The sequence below is a fragment of the Rhodococcus sp. KRD197 genome, assembly GCF_017168235.1.
GTDB lineage: Bacteria > Actinomycetota > Actinomycetes > Mycobacteriales > Mycobacteriaceae > Rhodococcoides.
In genome coordinates, this window is sequence record NZ_JABFAO010000004.1 from 174,725 (window position 1) to 197,235 (window position 22,511).

Sequence of the window (22,511 nt, forward strand, 5' to 3'; positions counted from 1 at the left end):
GGGTAACCGAGCTATCCGACTACAAAGGCTGGGGGCTCGAAATGGACACAGCAGTATGGATCGTTATCGCTGTCGTGGTTGTTCTGCTCATCGTCGCCGTTGCGCTGGCGATCGCACGCAAGCGGCAGGCACACAAACGCGTCGAGGCGGCGCATATCCGCGAGAATGCGGCCGAACGCACACCGGAGGTCGAGGAGCGCCAAGCCCTGGCCGACGAGAGTGCTGCGCGAGCTCGTCGTGCGCAGGCAGACTCCGAGGCGAAGGCTGCCGAGGCACGTAGGCTCAGCCTGCAAGCCGATACCCACATGGGCGACGCAGCCAGCTCGCGCGACGAGCTCGACGCTGAATACGAGCGCGCCAACAAGTTGGATCCGGACGTCAAGAAGCGCTCCGGCGCCGGTGACGTCGACAAGGACGCAGCCGAAAAAATGGTTGCATCGGACGACGCCCACGACAACCGACGCGGCACCGACTCCCACCGCCTGCCTGGTGATCACCGGGCACCCTGACGCCTCGCGCGTTCGACCGGGGCCCGGTGAAGCTCAGCTGGGTACCCGAGCGCTCATGTGGTTCGGGAGCTCGAGCGTCATCTCCCCCCGAACAACTCGGTGATCGGTCGGCACTGATCGACATCCCCGCGCAGCACTGAGAACGCAATACGCCCGAATCGGTATTCGGATTCGGGCGTATCTCGCTGTCAGTCGTTCTTCTGCTGGTAGACGTCGGGAATGCCGTCGTGGTCGTCGTCTCGCGTTTCTTCGATGTGAATCAAGCGGTACGCCTTGTTTCGACTCAGAAGGATCAGTGCGGCGAGCGTCGCCGCGATCAACGAGCCGGCCAGAACGCCTACCTTGACGTGGTCGTCGCGCTGAGTGCCTTCGCCGAAGGCCAGATCTCCGATGAGCAGGGACACCGTGAATCCGATACCGGCGAGCATCGAGACACCGACCACGTCGAGCCACTTCAGCCCGGCGCCGAGTTGTGCCCGGGTGAACTTCGAGACCAGGTAGGTCGTGCCGAATATACCGATGGTCTTGCCGATGACGAGGCCGGCGATGATGCCGATCGCAATCGGGTCGGTCAACGCACTGATCAGACCGGAGAATCCACCGACTGTGACACCGGCGGCGGCAAACGCGAACAACGGCACCGCGATCCCTGCCGATATCGGTCGCACCTTGTGCTCGAAGTGCTCGGCGAGACCCGGTCCTGCGTCGGGACCGCCGGCAGCCTTGCTGCGCATGACCGGCACCGCGAATCCGAGGAGCACTCCGGCGACGGTGGCGTGGACGCCGGACTCGTGCATCAGAACCCACGTGATCACGGCGAGCGGGATGAGGATCCACCACGACCTGATGCGCTTCTGGACGGCCAGTGTGAACAGTCCAAGGGGGATGATGGTCAAGCCGAGCGCGACGAAGTTGATCTCGTCGGTGTAGAAGACGGCGATGATGGTGACGGCCAACAGATCGTCGACCACCGCCAGCGTCAGCAGAAACGTACGCAGGGACGCGGGAAGGTGGGTGCTGATCACCGCGAGAACGGCCACCGCGAACGCGATGTCGGTGGCGGTAGGGATGGCCCAACCCATCAGAGCACCGTCGCCGGTACGAAGGTTCACCAGCACGAAGATGAGCGCTGGGATGGCCATACCACCGACTGCCGCGGCGATCGGCAGGGCCGCTCGCGCGGGGTCACGCAGATCGCCTGCGACGAACTCGCGTTTCAGTTCGAGCCCTACGACGAAGAAGAAGATGGCCAGTAGACCGTCCGCAGCCCACGTCGACAGCGAAAGATCGAGGTGCAGTGCCGACGGTCCGACTGTCGTCGCCATCAGCGTGTTGTAGGACTCGAACCACGGTGAGTTGGCCCAGATCAAGGCAATAACGGTCGCGAGGAGCAGCAATGCCCCGCCGACTGTCTCCTTGCGAAGAATGGTTGCAATGCGGTCGGTTTCGGACCATGATCCGCGTGAAAACAGCGGAATGCTGCGGCGCGGACTGGCAGGATCGGTCACGGATTGTGGCCTTTCTGAAATTGCGGTCGAGGTGCTACGCCAGGCCCTAGAGGACAATGCGCAGCGCGAAATTGTTGCCGACCAGACTTCCCGGCGCACCAGTGGATGATCATACCTACCATCATCGATTCGTTCTCCTCGCGCTGATGGCGACGGTTGTTATCCCTGGTCGGAACGTAGGTACAACAGACGGTCGCCCGGTGCGAGTCGGTCGTCGGTAGAGCGCCCGAGGCGGTGAAGCACTCCCTCGCGCACCACGCCGAGCACGTGTTTTTCGCAATCGATCGGCGACCGGCCGTGCTCGTGCGCACCGATTGCTCGTTCGGTGATGAAGGCGCCGCGTTCGTGAGAAAGCAGGTGCTCGAAGGCCTCGACGACGGTCGGTGAACTCGTCGCCACCCCGAGCAGCCGCCCGGCTGTCTCCTGCGAGACGACGACGGTATCTGCGCCACACTGTTTCAAGATCTTGACGCTGGAAGACGAACGGACCGCGGCGACGATCCGCGCCGAGGGTGCCAGCTGCCGCGCCGTCAGGGTCACCAGCACGCAGGCGTCGTCGCGGTCGACGGCAACGATGATCGATTCGGCTCGATCGACCGCGGCCGCCGCCAACACTCCCCGTTGAGAACCCGAACCTGCAATGGTCGTCAGCTCGCGCGCGGACGCCGCCTCGAGCGCAGGGGGATGCGAATCGACGACGGCCACCTTGGCCTTTCGATCTGCGGCCAGCACCGCGTCGACGGCTGCTCGGCCCTTGGTGCCGTACCCGACGACGACCGTGTGGCCGGATGCCCGCCGTCGCCACCGTTTGATGCGGGTGATCTGACGCGATGTTTCCGTCAGTGCAGACAGGGTGGTGCCGACCAGCAGCACCAGGAACACCACGCGCAGCGGAGTGATGACCACGATATTGGTCAACCGTGCTCTCGGAGTGATCGGCGAGATGTCGCCGTAGCCCGTGGTCGACAACGACACGGTGGCGTAGTAGAACGCGTCGACGAATGTCAGTTCCGTGCCGTTGACATGGCGGTAGCCCGACCTGCCCAGGTACACGACGCCGGCCGCGAGGAACAGGGCGGCGACAGCCATGAGGATGCGTCGGGCGATCGCGCGGGCGGGGCCGAGAGCCGGGTCTGGAATGCGCAGCGTCGCCGACGCCACGAGCGCGGCTACATCCACACGCTCGGTTTTCGTGCGACGTGGGACGAACCGCTTCACGTGCTCATCCGGCTGCGCGTCGCCTCGACGATGGTGCGGTAGAGGCTACGGGGCACAGTGCGTCCTAGGCTCGCGTCGTTCGGGTCACGGTGGGGGCCACCGAACGAGCAGGTACCGGCCACACCGGATCGAACCCTACCGCGCACGACTGCGTACGGTTCCGCGACAACCCGTGACCGTCGGCAACCGCGGCGGTAATCTGGCTTTTCGAACAGGACGGACGGTACCGAAGACAAGGCAGGGCGGGAAGATGAGCGGCGACGGCGACATCGACAGGACCGGGAAGCTGCGCGTCGGCACGGCCGAACGCGAGGAGGTCGCAAGGGTGCTCGGCTCTGCAATGGCGGAGGGTCGGTTGACCCTGGCCGAGTACGAACAGCGTCTCGACGCAGTCTGGAGTTCTTCCACGCGAGGCGAACTGGCGGTGGTGACCGACGACCTTCCCGGTCTGCCCGGCGCGAAGGCTCCGGTCGAATCGAAAACTGCGAAGAACTGGCGTGAGTACTTCGACGAGTGGCGCTGGTGGTTCGGCGGTTTCGTCGTCATGACCGGAATCTGGGGGTTCCAGTCAGTGTCCGACGGCCAGGCGAACGAGTTCTGGCCGATGTGGCCACTCGGTATCTGGGCCTTGATTCTCGTAGCGATGATCTTCGTGCCCGACGACGACGACGAGGACGACGACGAGGACGAGGACGAGGGCAAGAAGGACAAGAAGGGCGCAAAAGGCTGAAATATTACGCCCTGTAGTTGGCGACCCCGGTGAACCTGGAACACTGGAAGCTGTGACTGTTTCCACCGGCGACGAAGCCCCAATCTCGGCCCAGCTCTTCGAGCGCGCGAGCGCGGTCATTCCCGGCGGGGTGAACTCGCCCGTCCGCGCGTTCCACTCGGTCGGCGGAACTCCACGGTTCATCACCGAGGCCAGCGGATACACCATGATCGACGCCGACGGAAACAACTACGTCGACCTCATTTGCTCGTGGGGCCCGATGATTCACGGGCACGCCCACCCGGTCGTGGTGGAGGCAGTGCAGAAGGCGGCGTCGACCGGCCTGTCGTTCGGCGCTCCCACCGAGCGTGAAATCGAGCTCGCGGAGGAAATCGTCGGTCGAGTCGGGCCGGTGGAGAAGGTCCGGCTTGTGAATTCAGGCACAGAGGCGACGATGAGCGCGGTCCGGTTGGCGCGCGGCTTCACCGGGCGCACCAAGATCGTCAAATTCTCCGGCTGCTACCACGGTCACGTCGATGCGCTGCTCGCCGACGCCGGGTCCGGCCTCGCCACCTTCGGTCTCCCCACCTCACCGGGCGTCACCGGTGCGCAGGCCTCGGACACCATCGTGGTGCCGTACAACGATCTCGCTGCCGTCGAAGCGGCGTTCGCCGAGAATCCCGGACAGATCGCCTGCATCATCACCGAAGCAGCCGCAGGAAACATGGGTGCGATCGCACCGGTCAGCGGCTTCAACGCCGGTCTTCGGCGCCTGGCCACCGAGAACGGCGCACTGTTGATCATGGACGAGGTGATGACGGGCTTTCGCGTCAGCGCTGCCGGCTGGTTCGGCATCGACGGCGTGGCCGGCGATCTCTACACCTTCGGCAAGGTCATGAGCGGCGGTCTCCCGGCCGCAGCCTTCGGCGGTCGAGCCGACGTCATGGCGTATCTGGCACCGGCCGGGCCGGTCTATCAGGCAGGCACACTCTCCGGTAATCCCGTTGCGGTGGCAGCCGGTCTCGCCAGCCTTCAGCTCGCCGACGCCGCCGTCTACGAGAAGCTGCAGCGCAATTCCGAGCGGCTCGGGGGACTGCTCGGAGACGCCCTGACCGAGGCCGGCGTGCAACACCACGTCCAGTACGCGGGCACTATGGTGAGCGTGTTCTTCTCCGACGGGCCGGTCACCGACTACGCGGGCGCCAAAGCCGCGGAGACCTGGCGATACCCAGCGTTCTTCCACGGTCTGCTCTCGCGCGGGGTGTACCCGCCGCCCAGCGCGTTCGAAGCGTGGTTCGTATCGGCCGCCCTCGATGACGACGCATTCTCGATCATCGCCGACGCCCTTCCCGACGCCGCGCGCGCCGCGGCCCGAGCAGAAGCAGGAACCTCGTGAGCACCCCTCCCGATTCGAACGCCGATACGCATCCGCACCAGAGCACGCGCACCATCGTCCACGTGCTCCGGCACGGCGAGGTGTACAACCCGAAGGGCATTCTGTACGGACGCCTGCCCGGGTTTCATCTCTCGGAAACCGGACAGGCGCAGGCCAGGACCGTCGCGGACTCGCTGGCCGGGCATGACATCACGCATGTCGTCGCCTCTCCGTTGCAGCGCGCGCAGGAAACTGCGGGACCCATTGCGGCCGCGCACGGTCTGAGCATCGCTGAGGACGACAAACTCATCGAAGCAGGTAACCAATTCGAAGGATTGCGGGTTGCCGTCGGCGACGGAGCGCTCAGTCGGCCGCGGCACTGGTGGAAGCTTCGCGATCCGTTCACCCCGTCCTGGGGCGAGCCGTACCTGCAGATCGCGCACCGCATGCTGGCCGCGGTCAACTCGGCCCGCGTCGCCGCCGTCGGGCACGAAGCGGTCTGCGTCAGTCACCAGTTGCCCGTGTGGACCCTGCGTCGTTTCCTGCAGGGCGACCGTCTCTGGCACGACCCCCGGCATCGTCAGTGCAGCCTGGCCTCGCTGACCTCACTGGTGTACGAGGGTGACACTCTGGTCGACATCGTGTACTCGGAGCCGGCCGGTGCGAGCGATCCGACGGTAGCCGGTGCATAGGTTTCTCGTCTCCGCTGCTGCCGCCGCTTCGGCACTCGCGCTCGTCTCCGGATGTGCGACGGGTACCGACGCGGTGGCAACCGGGGGAACGTTCGACTTCGTCTCCCCGGGCGGTCAGACCGACATCTTCTACGATCCGCCTTCCGATCGCGGTGCCGTCGGCGAGTTGTCCGGTCCCGACCTGATGGATGAGGGCGCTACCACCTCGCTGTCGGACTTCGAGGGCGAGGCCGTGGTCCTCAACGTCTGGGGTCAGTGGTGCGGTCCGTGCCGCGGCGAGGCCGATGATCTCGAAGAGGTCTACGAGAACACGAAGGACCTGGGCGTTCAGTTCCTCGGTATCAACGTGCGCGACAACGCTCAGGACAAGGCGCAGGACTTCGTCATCGACAACAACGTGAGCTACCCATCGATCTACGACCCGCCGATGCGCACTCTGACCGCCCTCGGCGGTATCCCGACTTCAGTGGTCCCCACGACGGTCGTTCTCGACAGGCAGCACCGCGTCGCCGCAGTGTTCCTTCGGGAGCTTCTCGCCGAGGACTTGCAGCCCGTCGTCGAGCGGGTCGCGCGCGAGGAGCCTGAGCAGCAGTGAGCACGAACGATCTCGCCGATACTTCCTATCTCGCGGGTATAGGTGAGAGCTTCCAAACGACGGCGTCGACCGGCCCCCTCGTCCTAGCCATCGGAGTCTGCGTGCTGGCCGGGCTGGTGTCGTTCGCGTCACCGTGTGTGGTTCCGCTGGTACCGGGCTACCTCTCGTACCTCGCCGGCGTCGTCGGCGCAGACGAGCCCGCGGTGACCGCTTCCGAGGCGACGAAAACGAAGGTTCGAGCGTCCAGTCGACTGCGGGTCGCGGGAGCGGCCGGATTGTTCGTACTCGGGTTCACCATCGTGTTCGTGCTCGCCACTGCAACTGTTTTCGGCGCCATCTCGGTGTTGCAGGTCAACCGCGAGTTGCTGATGCGGGTCGGCGGCGTTGTCACCATCGCAATGGGACTGGTGTTCATCGGTCTCGTTCCCGCGCTGCAGCGCGATGTGCGCTTCGAGCCGCGCCGCGTGGGCTCTCTCGCAGGGGCGCCACTGCTCGGCGGCGTATTCGCGCTCGGGTGGACGCCGTGTCTGGGCCCCACCCTCGCCGGCGTCATCTCGCTCGCGGCCGGAACCGAAGGCGCGACGGCCGCGCGGGGAGTGATCCTCATCATCGCGTACTGCCTCGGCCTCGGATTGCCGTTCGTACTGCTCGCGTACGGCTCGGTGAGTGCGCTCCGCGGAGTCGGTTGGCTCCGCACACATGCACGACAGGTACAGGTCTTCGGCGGAATCATGTTGATAGCAGTGGGAATTGCGCTCGTCACGGGCGCGTGGGACGTGTTCGTGAGCTGGATTCGCGACGCGTTCGTCTCCGATGTGGTGCTGCCGATATGAGAAAGGTAGCTCTATGACGGCCTTGGACACGCGGCCCGAGCCCCGGCCGCCCCGTCAGTCGGCGGTGGGTCGGGTTGTCGCGCTGGGTCGCAACACGTGGCGGAGCCTGACGAGCATGCGTACCGCGTTGGTGCTGCTGTTCCTGCTGGCCTTGGCGGCGATACCCGGCGCGTTGGTTCCGCAGCGCAGCCTCAACCAGGGGAAGGTCGACGAGTACATCGCGGCGCGGCCGACGCTCGGGCCGCTCATGGACCGGGTCGAACTCTTCGATGTGTTCTCCAGCTTCTGGTTCACCGCCATCTACGCGCTGCTGTTCGTTTCTCTCATCGGTTGCATCGTTCCGCGCTGTATCGAACATGGCCGTGCGTTGCGCACCAAGCCGGTGCCCACCCCCCGCAACCTCTCGCGGTTGCCGCATCACCGTCGCTACACCGTCGACAACGGTGTCGAGGAATCGGCGAACGAGATCGAGAGCCAGCTGCGCGGGTGGCGAGTGGCGCGCCGCGCCTCAGGCGAGGAGGTGACGCTCTCGGCCGAGAAGGGCTATTTCCGCGAGTTCGGCAACCTTGTCTTCCACCTCTCGCTCGTCGGCCTGCTCGCCGCCATTGCGCTCGGGAAGGTGTTCGGTTACGAGGGCAACGTCATCGTCATCGCCAACGACGGTCCCGGTTTCTGCAGCACGACCCCGGCCATCTACGACGGGTTCCGCGCGGGCCAGCTGGTCGACGGCACCGGGCTCGAACCGCTGTGCATCCGCGTCAAGGATTTCAAGGCCGACTACCTCGAGAACGGCCAGGCCGAGATGTTCACCTCCAACATCGAATACCAGGCCGGCGAGGATCTGACGAACAACGTCTGGCGCGAGGAGGTACTGCAGGTCAACCATCCGCTTCGGGTCGCGGGCGACCGGGTCTATCTGCAGGGACACGGCTACGCGCCCACGTTCACGGTGACCTTCCCCAACGGTGAGACGCGGACCGAGACCATCCAGTGGCAGCCGACCGATGCCACGACATTCCTCTCGAGCGGGGTGCTCCGCATCGACCCACCGGGCGGGTTGTACCCCGAGCCGGCCGATCGCCGCAGCAACCAGATCGCGATCGAGGGATTGTTCGCGCCGACGGCGTCCTTCCACGGCAATCTGCTGTCGTCGAGCTTCCCGGCGATGACCGACCCGGCTGTCGCTGTGGACATCTATCGTGGCGATACCGGACTCGACACGGGCTACCCGCAATCGCTGTTCTCGCTGAATCAGGAAATGATCAACCAGGGCCGGTTGGTGAAGCAGGACCGTGTCAACCTGATGCCGGGCGAAAGCTCGACGCTGTCCGATGGAACCAACGTCCGGTTCGACGGTGCAGAAGAGTTCGTCAACCTGCAGGTCTCGCACGACCCAGCACAGACATGGGTTCTGCTGTTCTCGCTGACGATGATGGGCGGACTTCTCGTCTCGCTGGTGGTCAAGAGGCGCCGAGTGTGGGTCCGACTCCACTCCGACGCGGACACACGACGTACTGTAGTAGAACTTGGGGGACTGGCCCGAACCGATCAGGCGGGCTGGGGAGACGAGTTCGACAGGCTCTGCGAGCGACTGACGGCTGGAGCACATCCGAGAGACGCTGCAAACACGAGCGTCGAGAAAGACCAGGAGAACCGATAGATGCCGATCAACGAGACACTCTCGCAGTACAGCGACTGGTCTTTCGAATCCGCCTTTGCGATCTATGTGCTCGCGTTCGTCCTGCTCATCGCGCAGTATGCGTCGGCGCGAGCCACGGCCGTGCAGGAGAAGGAACTGGTGGGCAGCGGCGGTCCCGTTGCGCGTGAGGGTGTTCCCGGCCGCGTGGTCGAGACACCGAAACGCCCGCTTTCGGAGCGTCTGTCCGGGATGGGCTTCGCACTGCTCATTCTGGGCCTTGTTCTGCACATCGCGTCTGTCGTGCTGAGAGGGTTCGCCACCGAGCGGTTCCCCCTCGGCAACATGTACGAGTTCGTGGCCATGGCCACCGCTGCGGCCGCCCTGACCTCGATTCTGCTGCTCCGTAAGCGTTCGATGCGGCCGATGCTGGTGTTCGTGCTCGCGCCGATCATTGTGCTGATGTTCCTCGCAGCCACGATGCTCTACGCCGACGCGGCACCCGTCGTGCCCGCACTTCGCTCGTTCTGGCTGCCGATTCACGTCACGATCGTGAGCGTCGGCAGCGGCATCTTCCTGGTGTCGGGTGTCGCGAGCCTGTTGTTCCTGCTGCGCATCAAGCAGGAGGCGGGATCGGAGAGCGCGGGATTCTGGGGGCGCTTCGCCTCCAAGCTGCCCGACGCGCAGGCCCTGGACAGGCTCGCATACAAGACGACGATCATCGCGTTCCCGCTCTTCGGCGCGGGCGTCATCCTCGGAGCCATCTGGGCCGAGGCCGCGTGGGGACGTTTCTGGGGTTGGGACCCCAAAGAGACGATGTCCTTCATCACCTGGATCATCTACGCCGCGTACCTGCATGCGCGGGCAACGGCGGGGTGGCGAAACACCCGAGCAGCGTGGATCAACATCGCCGGTTTCACCGCGATGCTGTTCAACCTGTTCATCATCAACATGGTGGTCTCGGGACTACACTCCTACGCGGGTCTGAACTAACTGGCCAGAACTAGCAGGCCGTGGGGAGGCCGCAGCTTTTCGGCTCGGTCGTCGGCGATGGGGGAATGTCGTGGGGGAGTGGCAACAGAATTCGTGGCAGCCGGTACAGCCGGCAGAGCCCGAGCCGAAGAGTGCGCGTAAAGCCGACTCGGTCAAGTCCGACCCGGTGAAGTCTGGGCCGGGTTCTGGGCAGCAGAAGGCGTTGTCGGACAAGCCCGAGTCCGGTTCCGAGCCGGGCGGCATGTCGGCTGGTACCGGCTTACGGTCTGTTCCGGTGCCGATGCCGGTGGAAGGAACAGTGGCGCCGTTCCGTCAACACGAGCCCCCGCTGTACGAGCCGCCGCCGTCCTCGCTGGCTGCGTCCGCTCTCGATCTGACCAACGCGTTGCTCGTCAAGCAGCAGGAGCCGCCGCCGGTGTCGGGGTGGCGCAGGTGGCTCTACGCCGCGAGTGGACGGCGACTGAACCTCGGAAACTCGACTCGCGACGAGCGGGAGCATCGGCTCTCCCAGCAGGTGGATCGGCATCTCGTGGGTTGCTACCGGATTTCGGTGCTGAGCCTCAAAGGCGGCGTCGGAAAGACGACGACCACGGCCGCCCTGGGCTCGATGTTCGCCGATATTCGCGGTGACCGCGTCATCGCCGTCGACGCCAACCCCGACCGGGGAACGCTGAGCCAGAAGGTTCCGCTGCAGACCCCGGCGACGGTGCGAAACATGCTGCGGGACATCGACGACCTGCACCGCTACAGCGATGTTCGCGGGTATACCTCACAGAACAGCTTCAGGCTGGAAGTACTTGCTTCCGACACCGACCCAGCCGTATCCGAGGCATTCAGTGGCGAGGACTACGACCGAGCGGTGTCTTTGCTGGAGCGGTTCTACAGCATTGTGCTGACGGATTGCGGTACGGGCCTTATGCATTCGGCGATGACCAACATTCTCGAGGGTTCGGACGCCCTCGTCGTGGTCAGTTCGAGTTCGGTCGACGGCGCTCGGAGCGCTTCGGCGACGTTGGACTGGCTCGATGCACACGGCCACCGGGAGTTGGTTCGATCCTCGGTCGCGGTGGTCAACGCGGTGCGCCCGCGCGCTGCGAAGGTAGACCTTGTGAAGGTGGTGGAGCATTTCGAGCAGCGCTGCCGGCAGGTGGTGGTGATTCCGTTCGACCCGCACCTCGAAGAGGGCGCGGAGGTGGACCTGAACCGACTCGAGAGGGGCACGCGTGCAGCAGTGTTGGAGCTGGCCGCAGCCGTCGCATCTGGTTTTCCGAGTGCGCGGCCGGGTGGGCATCTCTATCGCTGATCGAGCGAACTCGCTGACCAGATGAGGGCAGCCCGTCTCTGACGAAACGGGCTGCTTGGCCGGTGGTGACTCGACTATTCGGTCGAATCGTGTTTTCCGGTGTCCTGACTTCCCGGACCGGACCGGCGGGAATCACGGTTCATTCGCCACAAGAACTCCGGATCGTCATCGGGTCCGACGACCCTTCCCGCGGGTGCCTGTGTTGTGGGTCCGAACGCCTTCCAAAACAAAACGATCACTGCCACCAAGCCGATCAACGCCAAAAGATAGATCACGACGCACCTCCTCTGATACCAGACTAGCCGCGTGGGGATGCGGTGTGCACCCCACGCGGCCTCGCAGTTTCCTGAGAATTGGGCGCGCTCGGTCAGCGCTCTAGCGCTGGGCTGCCTCCGTGGTCAGCGAGGTGAGCAGTTGCATTACCTCGGCCTCGCGGAACCGGCGGTGTCCACCGGGTGTGCGCAATGATCCCAGTCGGCCTGCGTGTGCCCAGCGGGTCACCGTCTTCGGGTCGACATGGAAGAGCGCGGCTACCTGGCCAGGGGTGAGAAGTGAATCCTGAGCGGTGTGCAGAGTTGGTGCGCTCATCTTTGTCGTGTCCTCCTGCATGCTGTGTTCTGTGCAGTGGGGAGCTCGTCGAGAACGCTCACTGCCGAACAATGGATGTAGCAACTAAGTGATCGACACCCATGGTGGCACTCGAACCCCTAGGTACTCGACTGATCTTCTGTTGGTAAAGGGGAGGTAATGGACAAATCGGATAAGCGGGACTGTCCGAATCGGGCACTTTCGTCGGGACGGCAGGGGGCGGCAACGGGCCGGGCGGTAGCCTGGAGCGCGTGAACGAACGCGAGACTCCCCCGGTGCCCACTGCCACGAAGGGACAGTTGTTCCGAGACGTGGCGCTCTACAGCGGCGCCAGATTGCTACTGGTCATCGTCATCTCTGCGGTGATCATCGGGGTCGGCCTGCTCGTCGGAGTCGAGGTCCCCGTTCTGGTCGCGGCAGTCTTCGGCGTACTGATCTCGCTGCCGCTCTCGCTCGTGTTGTTCAAGTCTCTCCGCATTCGCGTCAACGAATCGATCGCCGGTGTGGACGAGGAACGCCGACGCGCCCGCGCTGATCTGCAGGCGAAACTCCGCGGCGAGGACGAAAAGTAATGACTCGAATCGTCGACCGATCCGCCTCCCGTGAATGGGTCGACAACGCGGTCAGGCTCATCGAGGCCGACTCGCAGCGCTCTGCCGACACTCACCTGCTTCGCTACCCGCTGCCGTCGGCATGGAACGTACAGCTCTACCTCAAGGACGAGTCCACCCACATCACGGGCAGTCTCAAACACCGGCTTGCTCGGTCGCTGTTTCTCTACGCCATCTGCAACGGCTGGGTCACCGAGAACACCGTCGTCATCGAAGCCTCGTCCGGATCGACCGCCGTCAGCGAGGCCTACTTCGCTCGGTTGCTCGGTCTCCGTTTCGTTGCCGTGATGCCGCGCAACACCAGCCCGGCGAAGATCGCGTTGATCGAATCCCACGGCGGCCGTTGCCACTTCGTCGACGACCCCGCTGCCATGTACTCGGAAGCGCACCGCCTCGCCGCGGAACCCGACGCGCACTACATGGACCAGTTCACTCATGCCGAGCGCGCCACCGATTGGCGCGGCAACAACAACATTGCCGAGTCGATCTACGGCCAGCTCGCCTGTGAGGACTCGCCCATCCCCACCTGGGTGGTCGTCGGAGCGGGAACCGGTGGCACCAGCGCAACCATCGGGCGCTACATCAGATATCGGCGTCACGCCACACGGTTGGCGGTGGTCGACCCGGAGAATTCCGCGTTCCTGGGTGGATTCGAGAAGTGCGATTCCACAATCACAACCGGTGCATCCTCACGAATCGAAGGCATCGGCCGACCCATCGTCGAACCGTCGTTCGTGGGGCAAGTGATCGACCGAATGATCGGTGTGCCCGACGCGGCCTCGGTGGCAGCGGCACGCTATGTCTCCACCGTCCTGGGTCGGCGCGTGGGCGGGTCCACGGGAACCAATATCTGGGGTGCGTTCGTGTTGATCGCCGAGATGATCGCCGCCGGCCGCAGCGGTAGCGTCGTCACCGTGCTGTGTGACGGTGGCGAGCGGTACGCGGGGACGTACTTCGACGACGCCTGGGTGGCAGAGCAAGGTATGGAATTGGCCGGGCCGACCGAGGTGCTCGAGCAGTTCGCTCGGACCGGAGAGTTCGAGGTCCAGGGCGCCTAGTCGCGGCTGGTGAGTACGACCGACGCTGCTGCCGTCGCTCCCGCTGCCACGCACACAGCGGGCCAAGCGCCGATCTGCTTCGCCAGCGGGTGCGAGGCGCCGAACCCGAACAGGTAGGTGCCGAGAAGAGCGCCGGCCACCTTCGGGCCCGAGGACGCGTTCCACGAGGTCGTGCACGCAACCCCGACTGTGGCAAGCACGGCGCCGCCGAGCTGCCTGTTCCCGGTTTGGCGTGCCACGGCGAACCCGCCCAACAGGCCACCTGCCGCGAGTACGGAAGTGGCGAGAGTCGACGTCGAGATCGCATTGTGTGCCATGCGTCCACAGCGTAGTCGTACGGTAGGAGAACGGTGAGTCTGCTCGTTGTCCTCGGGTCCACCACCGCCAATCCCACGTGTGAGTCAAATCATTGGACCGCGCAACGGTACTGGTCAGCCCCATAGTCGGGGACCAACCTCGGAGATTGGACAAAATACAGCTGCTACATTCCATGCGTTGTGGCCGAGCACAAACGGCCTCAACAGTTTTGGGTCCGCCGGTATCCCGTCGGGGGGTACTTCACACATGGGAGTAACTATGGACTTGATCGCAAAGATCATCGCTGAGGTCATCATTCAGCTGATCAGCAGTGGCAGCGCCGAGAGCGCAACCACCGTCGCCAGTATGGTTCTCGGAGCCTGAATCCCCTGGCTGCGCCGGCCATTACGCCGGCGCAGCCAGTTCCGAGATGTCACAGAGATGTAGGTGGCGGAAACGCTCGGCGTACGCGAAGCGACCGGGCCAGGTGATCTCGTTGCTCGATGACCAATCGGCGCAGTGCAGCGGGCGCCCACTCGTGTTCATCCAACCACGCATCCGCGGCTGAGGTCGAGTCCTGTTGGGGGAACAGCCCGATGACGAGCCGACGCGCGATCTCGATGCTCCGACTCGACCACAATCGCGCAATCACCTCGTAGTACCGCCTGTCGTACGGCGCAAGGAGATCGCGCCGTCCTCCTGCTCGAAAGCCCTCGACGGTGGCGTCGACCGCGTCGTTGGACAACCCGTCGGAATCGATCAGGTCGGACCACGCCCGCGCTTTCGCTTCGGGTGTGGGTTGCGCAGCGATCGCCGCCCGATACGAGTTCCGTCCGGAGGCCGTTCCGTCCGTTTCGAGTTCACCGTCGAGTCTGCTCGTGGTGGCCAGTCCGTTCGCGCTCAGCGACTTCAGTAGCATACACCGCTGCTCGGGATCGAGGTCGAGGCCTTCGAGCGGAAGGGTGCCGTCGAGTACGCGATCGATCTGGCCGGACCGTGCATCGGACACCTGCGCCGCCGCGGCCACCGCGCGAAGCCAGGTGATCTGCTCGTCGCTGCCGGGATCGGCCGTTTCGAGATGTGTCCAGCAGGTGGCCAGCCAATCCTGCGCCGGTTGTTCGGGCTCGTCGAGATAGTGATCGAGTGCGTAGCGAGTATTGGTGACCGCAGCGCCGAGGAGTGCGACCTTGTTCTCCGCGGCGGCGAAGGTCGACGCGATCTCGATGTAGGTCCGCGGGTCGAGTTCGGCGTCGCGGGTGGCGTTCCACAGAGCCGACCAGATCAACCCGCGGGCAAGAGGGTCGGTGACGCGGTCGAGCGAGGATCGAATCGTCCGGAGCGAACGGTCGTCGAGACGAATCTTGGCGTAGGTGAGGTCGTCATCGTTGAGTAGAACGAGTGCGGCGCTCGGCAATTCGATCGGGGTGCTTGCGGCGGTGATGTCGATCTCGCGGCGCTCGGTACGGACGAGATCGCCTTCGGAATCGAAGTCGTAGAGGCCGACAGCGAGGCGATGCGGACGCGGATCGCTCTGCTCGATCGACGAGCCCGTGTACGACAGTGTCGATACGCCGCTGGTCTGCAGCCACGCGGCGGCCCAATCGTCCGGGTTTCGTCCCGACGCGGCCGAGGCGTGCGTCAGGAAATCCGCGAGTGTGGTGTTGGAAAAGGCGAACTCGGCGAAGTATCGGCGTGACGCTTCGAAGAATGCATCCTCGCCGACGTATGCGGCGAGCTGCTTGAGGACGCTTGCGCCTTTGGCATAGGTGATGCCGTCGAAGTTCAGGTTGGCGGCTTCGAGGTCGGGGATGTCGGCGACGATCGGATGCGTGGTCGGGAGTTGGTCCTGCAGGTACGCCCACGCTTTGCGACGATTGGCGAAGCTCACCCACGCATCGGTGAATCGCGTTGCATGCGCGCAGGTGTAGGCGCCCATGAAGTCCGCGAACGACTCTTTGAGCCAGAGATCGTCCCACCACTCCATGGTGACGAGATCGCCGAACCACATGTGTGCCATCTCGTGCAGGATGGTGTTGGCGCGTTGCTCGTACTGCGCTTGCGTTGCAGCAGAACGAAAGACGTACGACTCGGTGAAGGTGACGAGCCCTGGATTCTCCATCGCACCGAGGTTGTACTCGGGAACGAAGATCTGATCGTACTTTCCGAACGGGTAGGGAAAGCCGAATGTGTCGTGGTAGAAGTCCAGTCCTTGGGCCGTGATGTCGAAGATGTCATCGGCATCGAAGTGTTCTGCCAGCGAGGCGCGGCACAGAGCCGCGAGCGGGACGGTCAGATCACCTCTCGTCCATGAGGACTCGGCGCGATGATAGGGCCCTGCGGCGATGGCGGTGATGTACGTGGAGATGGGTAGCGTCGGGGCGAATGTGACAGTTTCACCCGACCGTGTGCCGGTCCGATTGGAGAGCACCTCCCATTCCGCGGGGGCGCTCACCTCGAATGTGAACGTGGCCTTGATGTCGGGCTGCTCGAACCCGGCGAACACGCGTCTGGCATCGGCGGGTTCGTACTGGGTGTAGAGGTACACGTTCTCGTCCACAGGATCGAAAAAACGATGCAGTCCCTCACCTGATCTGCTGTACCGAGCGAGGGCGTCGACGACGACGGTGTTGTGTGCATCCAGGCCGACGAGTTGAATGCGTGAGCCATCGTGATCCACCGGGGCGGACGCTTCGTTGACGGTAACCGCCGACACCTCGGGGCCGATGAAGTCCAACCAGGTCGACGCGGTGGTGGCGTCGAACGTGACGGTGGTTCGCGTTGCGAAAGTGTCCGTCTCGGGATCGGCTGCGCCTCGCAGATCCAACTCGACGCGATAGGCGACATTGGTGATGTGGCGCGATCGGCGTCGTGTCTCGGTCCGGGTGAGGTTCGCAGTATTCACGAGTTCCAGGGTATGCGTCGTCACCGGTTCGCACCGGCACGTCAATCAAGGTTGACGGAACCCGGGTGTCAACGTACGTTGACACTCATGACCGAAGCGACAACACTCGCGGCCGCAGCCGGTAGTCCGGATCCGAAGGAGGGTCTACGGGCCGTCCTTGCGCTCCGTCGTCTACTCGAGCGACTGGAGGCAATTCAGGTACGCAACGCCCGACGGCAGGGGTGGTCGTGGCAATCGATCGCCGACTCGCTCGAAGTGAGCAAGCAAGCCGTGCACAAGAAGCACAACGGAAACTAGGAGCGAGAAAAATGTTCGAGAAGTTCACGAGTGATGCGCGTGAGGCTGTCATCGCAGCCCAGCGGGAAGCGCGACACCTGAAGGCGACACGAATCGAACCCGTTCACGTTTTTCTGGGTGTCATCGCATCGGCAAAGCCTGGGCTCCGTGACGCGTTGGAAGGTGAGGGGTACACCTCCGAGTCGGTGAGATCGAGGTTGTCCGACGGAATCGCGCTGGGTGACGGTGATTCGAAGGCGCTGGAATCGATCGGTATCGATCTCGATGCGGTCCGCGCGAGCCTCGAAGCCACGTTCGGCGAAGGTGCGCTCGACCGACCCGCCGACGAGAAGCGGGGGTGGCTGCGTCGAAAGTCGGGGCACATCGCATTCGCGTCGGGCGCGAAGAAGGCACTGGAGCTGGCGTTGCGTGAGGCTATCGCGCACAAGGATTCGCAAATCCGCTGTGAGCACCTGCTGCTCGGCCTGCTTCGAGGCGCTGACGAAGGCTTCCTCGAGATCGTGCGCCAGCCTGATCGGCTGCGCGAGCGGATCGAATCCTTGGTCCCGTAGTGGCACCGTCCCGGCGGCCATCCATGGCTACCGCGGCCCTCACCAACTAGGGTCTCTGGCATGACATTTCTCGTACGGCTCGTCATCAACGCAGTCGCGATCTGGCTTGCAGCGCAGTGGGTCGACGGAATCGACCTCAGCAGCTCCGGGCGCGGTACCGGCTGGGATTTGATCGTCCTCGCGGGAATTGCGGCGGTGTTCACCATCGTGAACGCCTTCATCAAGCCGGTGGTGCAGTTGCTTTCACTTCCGCTTCTGATTCTGACGCTCGGGTTGTTCACCCTCGTCATCAATGCCCTGATGTTGATGTTGACGGCGTGGATCTCGACGGCGACCGATTACGGACTGTTGATCACCGGCTTCGGAGCGGCTTTCTGGGGCGCACTGATCATCTCGATCGTGAACTTCCTGCTGGGGGCATTCGTTCCCGACAAGCGCTAGGCGAACGCCAGCGCAGCTCCAGTCGCGAGACCCCACACCAACATCGCGAGCCCGGAGTCGCGGAGGGCAGGAATGAGCGCCAACCCTGTCTCGCCGGCACGTACCGGCTTGTTCGCGCGTACTGCCAGCGGTAGCGCGAGCAGCGCCACCAACGCCCACGGCGTCCTCGCGACGAGTGCAACCGTCACCGCGAACGGGATGATCATCAGCGCGAGATGAACCATCCGCGTGCGGGCATCGCCCAACCGCACCGCGAGGGTGTGTTTGCCGGAGGCGGGATCGGTGTCGATGTCACGCAGATTGTTCGCCACCAGTACCGCGCTGGAATACGACCCGACGGCGATCGCAGCGACGAGACCCACCCAGTCGACTCGCTCTGCCTGCACGAATTGGGTTCCTAGCACTGCGACAAGACCGAAGAATACGAAGACCGCAACTTCGCCGAGCCCGCTGTACCCGTACGGCTTCTTCCCTCCCGTGTAGAACCACGCACCCGCGATGCACACGACGCCGACGAGGACGAGCCACCACGCCGTCGTCGCGGCGAGAACCAGACCGGCGACGCCGCCGACTGCGAGGCATCCAACGGCGGCGGCTTTGACCGATGCTGGAGTCGCTGCACCCGAGCCGACGAGCCGCATCGGCCCGACCCGGTCGTCATCGGTGCCGCGAATGCCGTCGGAGTAGTCGTTGGCGAAGTTGACGCCGATGATGAGCGCCAGCGAGACCGTCAGTGCCAGTAGCGCCTTCCACCACACCGCATCCCCGAGTGAGGCTGCCGCACCGGTTCCGACGAGGACGGGAGCAATGGCGTTGGGGAGAGTGCGCGGGCGTGCGCCTTCGATCCATTCAGCAGTGGTGGCCATGCGTTGATCCTTGCGTATCGGGAACAGGCGCTACGCAAGAGGTCCCGGCTCAGGAGAACGGTAGTCGAGGGGGCGGGGGTAGCTGAATGTGCGGCAGCTGGATCTGCGGTACGTCTATTCGAGGCAGGTTGAACGCAGGCGGTGGCGGTGGGGGAGGCCTGCGGGCGCGATATACCCCCGGGGCGAATAGCCTCCGGACGAATAGCCTCCGGAGGAATAGCCTCCGGAATCGCCTGCCACTTTGCCGTCGAGCGCCGGTGGCGGAGTGGGCGGCGGCGGAGCCGGCGGTGGTGTGTCGGCGGCAGGGGAGCTCGTGGACGACGTGGCGCGGGTGGTCGACGCGCTGGTCCCGACGGTTACCGCGTCCTCGACGGAGGTGTCGGGGGTTCCGGTGACCGAGTGATCCGCCGGAGGCGACGGCCACAGTATCCAGGACAGAAACCCGAGAGCGACTATCGACGGCAGCCCGAACCGCAGCAATGGCGTCAACATGGTTTTCGCGCTTCTGCGTGAGGTGGCGGGGGCAACCGGACGCGTTCCATCCACCCGGCTGGCATACAAAGCGGCGCCTTGCGCGGCAATGAACTCCGGATCGGGCGGTGCGAAAACCGGAATGCCGAGGTAACGCTGCAGTACCTCTTCGATGAGGGGGATGTGTGCTCCACCACCGATTGTCACGACCACCTCGGGAGGGATCTCACTCATCTCGGCGAGATCGCGCAGTGCTATCGCAGACCGCTCCGCGGAGCGGATGATCTGAAGCTCGAACATGCGCCGGTCCATCAGCCGGAACCGACCGTCCGAGGTCTGCGTCGCCTGGTGTGTGGAGAGGGCTTCCTTGATCTCGCGGCTGAAATCGAGGAGAGAGTTCTCTTCCTCCGACGTGCGCGGCACCGCGAGTATGTCGAGCGTCAACAGGTGGTCGCGGACAGTGTCGTCGATGTGGGCTCCGCTGAAATCACGTAACCGAGTCGCCGCGTAGATGGTGCCGCTCTCGACGTCCGCGATCGTCATCTCGAGCCCGGATGCACCCAAGTCGTAGATGGCGACAGTGCGATACGCGAAATCTGGATCCGTTCGCAGCTTCTCGATCGTCCCGGCTATCTCCGAAATGATGTGTACCTCGGAGACGTATTCCTCGACCAGCGCGGTCTTCAGTTTCGCGCTGTGATCGGGGTCGGGGAATGCGACACCGAGTGAATGCGGAGCATCGGGACGGTCGACGATCGTGCGGATGGCGTGCGCGACATCCTCTGCATCGGGTACCGGCCCCGCGAACGGGAACCATTCGACCGAGAACTCCTGCCCGTCGGAGGTTCGGACCGCGCGGATTCCGCTCGAGCCCATGGACATGCCGACCGACGACATCATGGCTGCTCGTGGCCTCCCATCCCCATTCGTGCGCGGCAACTGAGCGCATCTCCGCGTTGCATTCCGGCCCACCATACCGTCTCACAGTCTGTTTTCCGATCCTTAACATACTGAAAGGACGCAACAGTGCCTGCTACCGGTACGTCTGTGGGTGTTCGGGTGCCAGCGTGGAACCACCAAGGGCTACAGGGGCAATTGCGTCTCCGTGAGTCCGGGGCCGCCGCCGACTCGCCTGAACCACTCGCGGCCGAAGACGAGTTCGAGTGTCTCCGGTGGCATGGCCAAGAATGGCCCGAAGTCGCCGATCTGCGTTGCGTGCGCCTCCATGGCCTGCCGCTTGGGCCCCATGACGCTACTGACGTCGACGATGGTGGTGATCTCCGATGCGGGCAGCCCGAATGTCTCCACATCCTGGGGAGCATCCTCCTCCGACCAGGACGGATTCGCCGCGATCAACTGCTTCATGTGATCGCGGTTGGTCGTCGTCTCGTAGAGGTGTTCGGTACCTGCAAACTCTGCGGCGCGGAGGCCGACGAAGTGAACCTTGATGTGGTCGGGGTGGCCGTATCCTCCGTTGGGGTCATAGATGGTGAGGACGTCAGCGTTCTCCTCCCGCAGTACATCGGCGAGCTTGCGCGCCGCAGAGTCGACGTCGGCATTGCAGAACGCAGCGGGGTCGTCGTTCTCGGGCGTGCCCGCCATGCCGGAATCGGGGTAGCCGAGCAGGACGATGCGGTGCACTCCCAGCGCCTGAGCGGACCTCGCCAACTCGTTCTCCCGCCGCTCGGCCAGAGTCTCGCCCTCGGCGAGAATGTTCTCGGGGCTCTCACCGCGCGAGCCGTCGGTGGCAGTGACCAGCACGACGCGGTGGCCTGCATCCGCGGCCAGGCGCATGATCCCGCCAGTGGTGAAGACCTCGTCGTCGGGGTGGGCATGGAAGCAGACCAGTGTGCTCATGTACGCGATGCTTCCACGCCCGGGGCTTTCAGGTCACTCGGTGGTGATTCACACCGCGGGCCGGCGGGGCGCGAGCGCTGCCCGCAACGCCGACCGATCGATCTTTCCAGGCCCCTTGGTGGGCAGCGTTTCCACGATGTACAACTCCCGCGGCACAGCCGTGGCGTCGAGCGTGAGCGCCACATGTGCGCGCAGGTCCGCCAACGTCACTGCCGCCGAAGCGACGATCGCCACCGCGACTCGCTCGCCCAGGCGTTCGTCGGGCAAGCCGACCACCGCGCATTCGCGCACCGCAGGATGCGTTGCGACCGCGGCTTCGACGACCTGGGGCACGATTGTCAGTCCGCCGGTGGAGATGGCCTCGTCGAGCCTGCCGGTAATCGACAGCACACCCTCGCTCAGCACTCCGGCGTCGTCCGTGCGAAAACGCCCTGCGTCGGCGAAAGCCGGATGATTCGGCATCCCGCGGTAGCCGAGCGCGACCGTCGAGCCGCCGAGCACCACCCGGCCGTCGACGATCCAGATCTTCACCCCGCGGAGCGGCACACCGTCGTAGACACACCCGCCTGCGGTCTCGCTCATGCCGTAGGTACGCACCACGTTGATCCCGGCCGCCTCCGCGCGTTCTCGCAACGGCACCGGTGTAGCGGCCCCGCCGAGCAGCACCGCATCCAGCTCCGCCAACGCCTCCGTCGCCGCCGGGTCGCCGAGCGCCTTGACCAGCTGCGTCGGCACCAGGGACGTGTACCGACGCCCCGACATCCGCGCGACCGCCGCCGGCAACTGCGACGGGTCGAAACCGTCGGAGACGTCCAGTATCTCGGGCCGCGTCCCGGCCAGAACACTGCGCAGGAGCACCTGCAATCCCGCGATGTGATGAGCCGGCAGGGCCAACACCCAACTGCCCGGCCCGCCGAGCCGATCGTGTGTAGCGGTGCCGCTCGCTCGTAGTGCGTCGGCCGACAACATCGCACCCTTGGGGGTCCCGGTGGTACCGGACGTCGCGACGACGAGCGCGGCCTCGGGCTGGATCGGCGAACCGGGAGACAGCGCGCCGCGCAGACGTCCCGCTTCTCTTTCGTCACCGGCGGGCACCGGCAGCACCGCCTCGGAGTTCCCGTCGAGAATCGATGAGAGTTGCGGCAGCAGTTCCGCCACAGCCGGGCCGGTGGGCACGGACATTTCACGGAGCATGCTCACT

General features: G+C 64.6%; 24 protein-coding genes. 14 read left to right on the forward strand and 10 right to left on the reverse strand.

Features of this window, described 5'->3' with window-relative positions:
- Positions 1–41: 41 nt before the first annotated feature.
- Positions 42–509 (forward strand): hypothetical protein, encoded by a 468-nt coding sequence (locus tag J1M86_RS07030; protein WP_241259715.1) that lies wholly within the window; start codon positions 42–44, stop codon positions 507–509.
- Positions 510–697: 188 nt separating this feature from the next.
- On the opposite strand, the gene nhaA is transcribed toward J1M86_RS07030, so the two are convergent.
- Positions 698–2,017, reverse strand: a complete 1,320-nt coding sequence (gene nhaA, locus J1M86_RS07035; protein WP_206509330.1) for a Na+/H+ antiporter NhaA — start codon at positions 2,015–2,017, stop codon at positions 698–700.
- Between the two features lie 159 nt (positions 2,018–2,176).
- A complete protein-coding gene (locus J1M86_RS07040) occupies positions 2,177–3,235 on the reverse strand; it encodes a potassium channel family protein (protein ID WP_307786552.1) in 1,059 nt (352 codons plus the stop codon).
- 250 nt (positions 3,236–3,485) lie between these two features.
- On the opposite strand from J1M86_RS07040, the gene J1M86_RS07045 reads away from it, so the two are divergent.
- The 8 genes from J1M86_RS07045 (at position 3,486) to J1M86_RS07080 (ending at position 11,371) form a co-directional block, all read left to right on the forward strand.
- Positions 3,486–3,965, forward strand: coding sequence for a DUF1707 domain-containing protein (locus J1M86_RS07045; RefSeq protein ID WP_206509331.1), 480 nt, complete (start codon positions 3,486–3,488; stop codon positions 3,963–3,965).
- Positions 3,966–4,017: 52 nt separating this feature from the next.
- Entirely contained in the window at positions 4,018–5,340 is a 1,323-nt protein-coding gene (gene hemL, locus J1M86_RS07050; protein ID WP_206509332.1) for a glutamate-1-semialdehyde 2,1-aminomutase, read from the forward strand.
- Positions 5,337–6,011 carry a histidine phosphatase family protein gene (locus tag J1M86_RS07055; protein ID WP_206509333.1) on the forward strand — a complete coding sequence of 225 codons (675 nt, stop codon included), beginning with the start codon at positions 5,337–5,339 and terminating at the stop codon, positions 6,009–6,011. Before hemL ends, J1M86_RS07055 begins: the two co-directional genes overlap by 4 nt.
- Positions 6,004–6,606 (forward strand): TlpA disulfide reductase family protein, encoded by a 603-nt coding sequence (locus J1M86_RS07060; protein ID WP_206509334.1) that lies wholly within the window; start codon positions 6,004–6,006, stop codon positions 6,604–6,606. Before J1M86_RS07055 ends, J1M86_RS07060 begins: the two co-directional genes overlap by 8 nt.
- Complete coding sequence (locus J1M86_RS07065; RefSeq protein WP_206509335.1) at positions 6,603–7,439, forward strand: cytochrome c biogenesis CcdA family protein; 837 nt, start codon at positions 6,603–6,605, stop codon at positions 7,437–7,439. The genes J1M86_RS07060 and J1M86_RS07065 overlap by 4 nt, the downstream gene beginning before the upstream one ends.
- Positions 7,440–7,452: 13 nt before the next feature.
- The gene (locus J1M86_RS07070) at positions 7,453–9,099 is read left to right on the forward strand and encodes a cytochrome c biogenesis protein ResB (RefSeq protein ID WP_206509336.1); all 1,647 of its coding nucleotides are present in this window, start codon (positions 7,453–7,455) and stop codon (positions 9,097–9,099) included.
- Positions 9,100–10,068 (forward strand): c-type cytochrome biogenesis protein CcsB, encoded by a 969-nt coding sequence (ccsB, locus tag J1M86_RS07075; protein ID WP_075839204.1) that lies wholly within the window; start codon positions 9,100–9,102, stop codon positions 10,066–10,068.
- Between the two features lie 70 nt (positions 10,069–10,138).
- Positions 10,139–11,371 carry an AAA family ATPase gene (locus tag J1M86_RS07080; RefSeq protein ID WP_307786553.1) on the forward strand — a complete coding sequence of 411 codons (1,233 nt, stop codon included), beginning with the start codon at positions 10,139–10,141 and terminating at the stop codon, positions 11,369–11,371.
- Positions 11,372–11,445: 74 nt separating this feature from the next.
- On the opposite strand, the gene J1M86_RS26255 is transcribed toward J1M86_RS07080, so the two are convergent.
- Positions 11,446–11,646: a hypothetical protein gene (locus J1M86_RS26255; RefSeq protein WP_230555224.1), complete on the reverse strand. Its 201-nt coding sequence runs from the start codon at positions 11,644–11,646 to the stop codon at positions 11,446–11,448.
- 100 nt (positions 11,647–11,746) lie between these two features.
- On the reverse strand, positions 11,747–11,959 hold the full coding sequence (locus J1M86_RS07085) for a BldC family transcriptional regulator (RefSeq protein WP_075839226.1): 213 nt from the start codon (positions 11,957–11,959) through the stop codon (positions 11,747–11,749).
- A 251-nt stretch (positions 11,960–12,210) separates the two neighbouring features.
- Between J1M86_RS07085 and J1M86_RS07090 the strand changes: the two genes are divergently transcribed.
- Positions 12,211–12,531: a DUF4229 domain-containing protein gene (locus J1M86_RS07090; protein ID WP_075839206.1), complete on the forward strand. Its 321-nt coding sequence runs from the start codon at positions 12,211–12,213 to the stop codon at positions 12,529–12,531.
- Positions 12,531–13,628 (forward strand): PLP-dependent cysteine synthase family protein, encoded by a 1,098-nt coding sequence (locus J1M86_RS07095; protein ID WP_075839207.1) that lies wholly within the window; start codon positions 12,531–12,533, stop codon positions 13,626–13,628. The genes J1M86_RS07090 and J1M86_RS07095 overlap by 1 nt, the downstream gene beginning before the upstream one ends.
- Here J1M86_RS07095 and J1M86_RS07100 read toward each other — a convergent pair.
- Both J1M86_RS07100 and pepN read right to left on the reverse strand, forming a co-directional pair.
- Positions 13,625–13,945: a hypothetical protein gene (locus J1M86_RS07100; protein ID WP_206509337.1), complete on the reverse strand. Its 321-nt coding sequence runs from the start codon at positions 13,943–13,945 to the stop codon at positions 13,625–13,627. The genes J1M86_RS07095 and J1M86_RS07100 overlap by 4 nt on opposite strands.
- A gap of 413 nt (positions 13,946–14,358) precedes the next feature.
- Positions 14,359–16,827 (reverse strand): aminopeptidase N, encoded by a 2,469-nt coding sequence (pepN, locus tag J1M86_RS07105; protein ID WP_206509338.1) that lies wholly within the window; start codon positions 16,825–16,827, stop codon positions 14,359–14,361.
- A gap of 87 nt (positions 16,828–16,914) precedes the next feature.
- Between pepN and J1M86_RS07110 the strand changes: the two genes are divergently transcribed.
- The 3 genes from J1M86_RS07110 to J1M86_RS07120 are packed head-to-tail and all read left to right on the forward strand — an operon-like array spanning position 16,915 to position 18,116.
- The gene (locus tag J1M86_RS07110) at positions 16,915–17,124 is read left to right on the forward strand and encodes a helix-turn-helix domain-containing protein (RefSeq protein WP_075839209.1); all 210 of its coding nucleotides are present in this window, start codon (positions 16,915–16,917) and stop codon (positions 17,122–17,124) included.
- An 11-nt stretch (positions 17,125–17,135) separates the two neighbouring features.
- A complete protein-coding gene (locus J1M86_RS07115) occupies positions 17,136–17,675 on the forward strand; it encodes a Clp protease N-terminal domain-containing protein (RefSeq protein ID WP_075839210.1) in 540 nt (179 codons plus the stop codon).
- A 60-nt stretch (positions 17,676–17,735) separates the two neighbouring features.
- Complete coding sequence (locus tag J1M86_RS07120) at positions 17,736–18,116, forward strand: phage holin family protein (protein ID WP_206509339.1); 381 nt, start codon at positions 17,736–17,738, stop codon at positions 18,114–18,116.
- Here the strand turns inward: J1M86_RS07120 and J1M86_RS07125 are convergent.
- From J1M86_RS07125 to menE, 4 genes are all read right to left on the reverse strand, one after another.
- Positions 18,113–18,982: a 1,4-dihydroxy-2-naphthoate polyprenyltransferase gene (locus J1M86_RS07125; RefSeq protein WP_206509340.1), complete on the reverse strand. Its 870-nt coding sequence runs from the start codon at positions 18,980–18,982 to the stop codon at positions 18,113–18,115. The two genes, J1M86_RS07120 and J1M86_RS07125, sit on opposite strands and share 4 nt — an antisense overlap.
- A 114-nt stretch (positions 18,983–19,096) precedes the next feature.
- Entirely contained in the window at positions 19,097–20,353 is a 1,257-nt protein-coding gene (locus J1M86_RS07130) for a hypothetical protein (RefSeq protein ID WP_241259716.1), read from the reverse strand.
- Between the two features lie 183 nt (positions 20,354–20,536).
- Entirely contained in the window at positions 20,537–21,310 is a 774-nt protein-coding gene (locus J1M86_RS07135) for a PIG-L family deacetylase (protein ID WP_206509341.1), read from the reverse strand.
- A 48-nt stretch (positions 21,311–21,358) separates the two neighbouring features.
- Positions 21,359–22,510: an o-succinylbenzoate--CoA ligase gene (menE, locus tag J1M86_RS07140; RefSeq protein ID WP_206509342.1), complete on the reverse strand. Its 1,152-nt coding sequence runs from the start codon at positions 22,508–22,510 to the stop codon at positions 21,359–21,361.
- Between the last annotated feature and the right edge of the window lies 1 nt (position 22,511).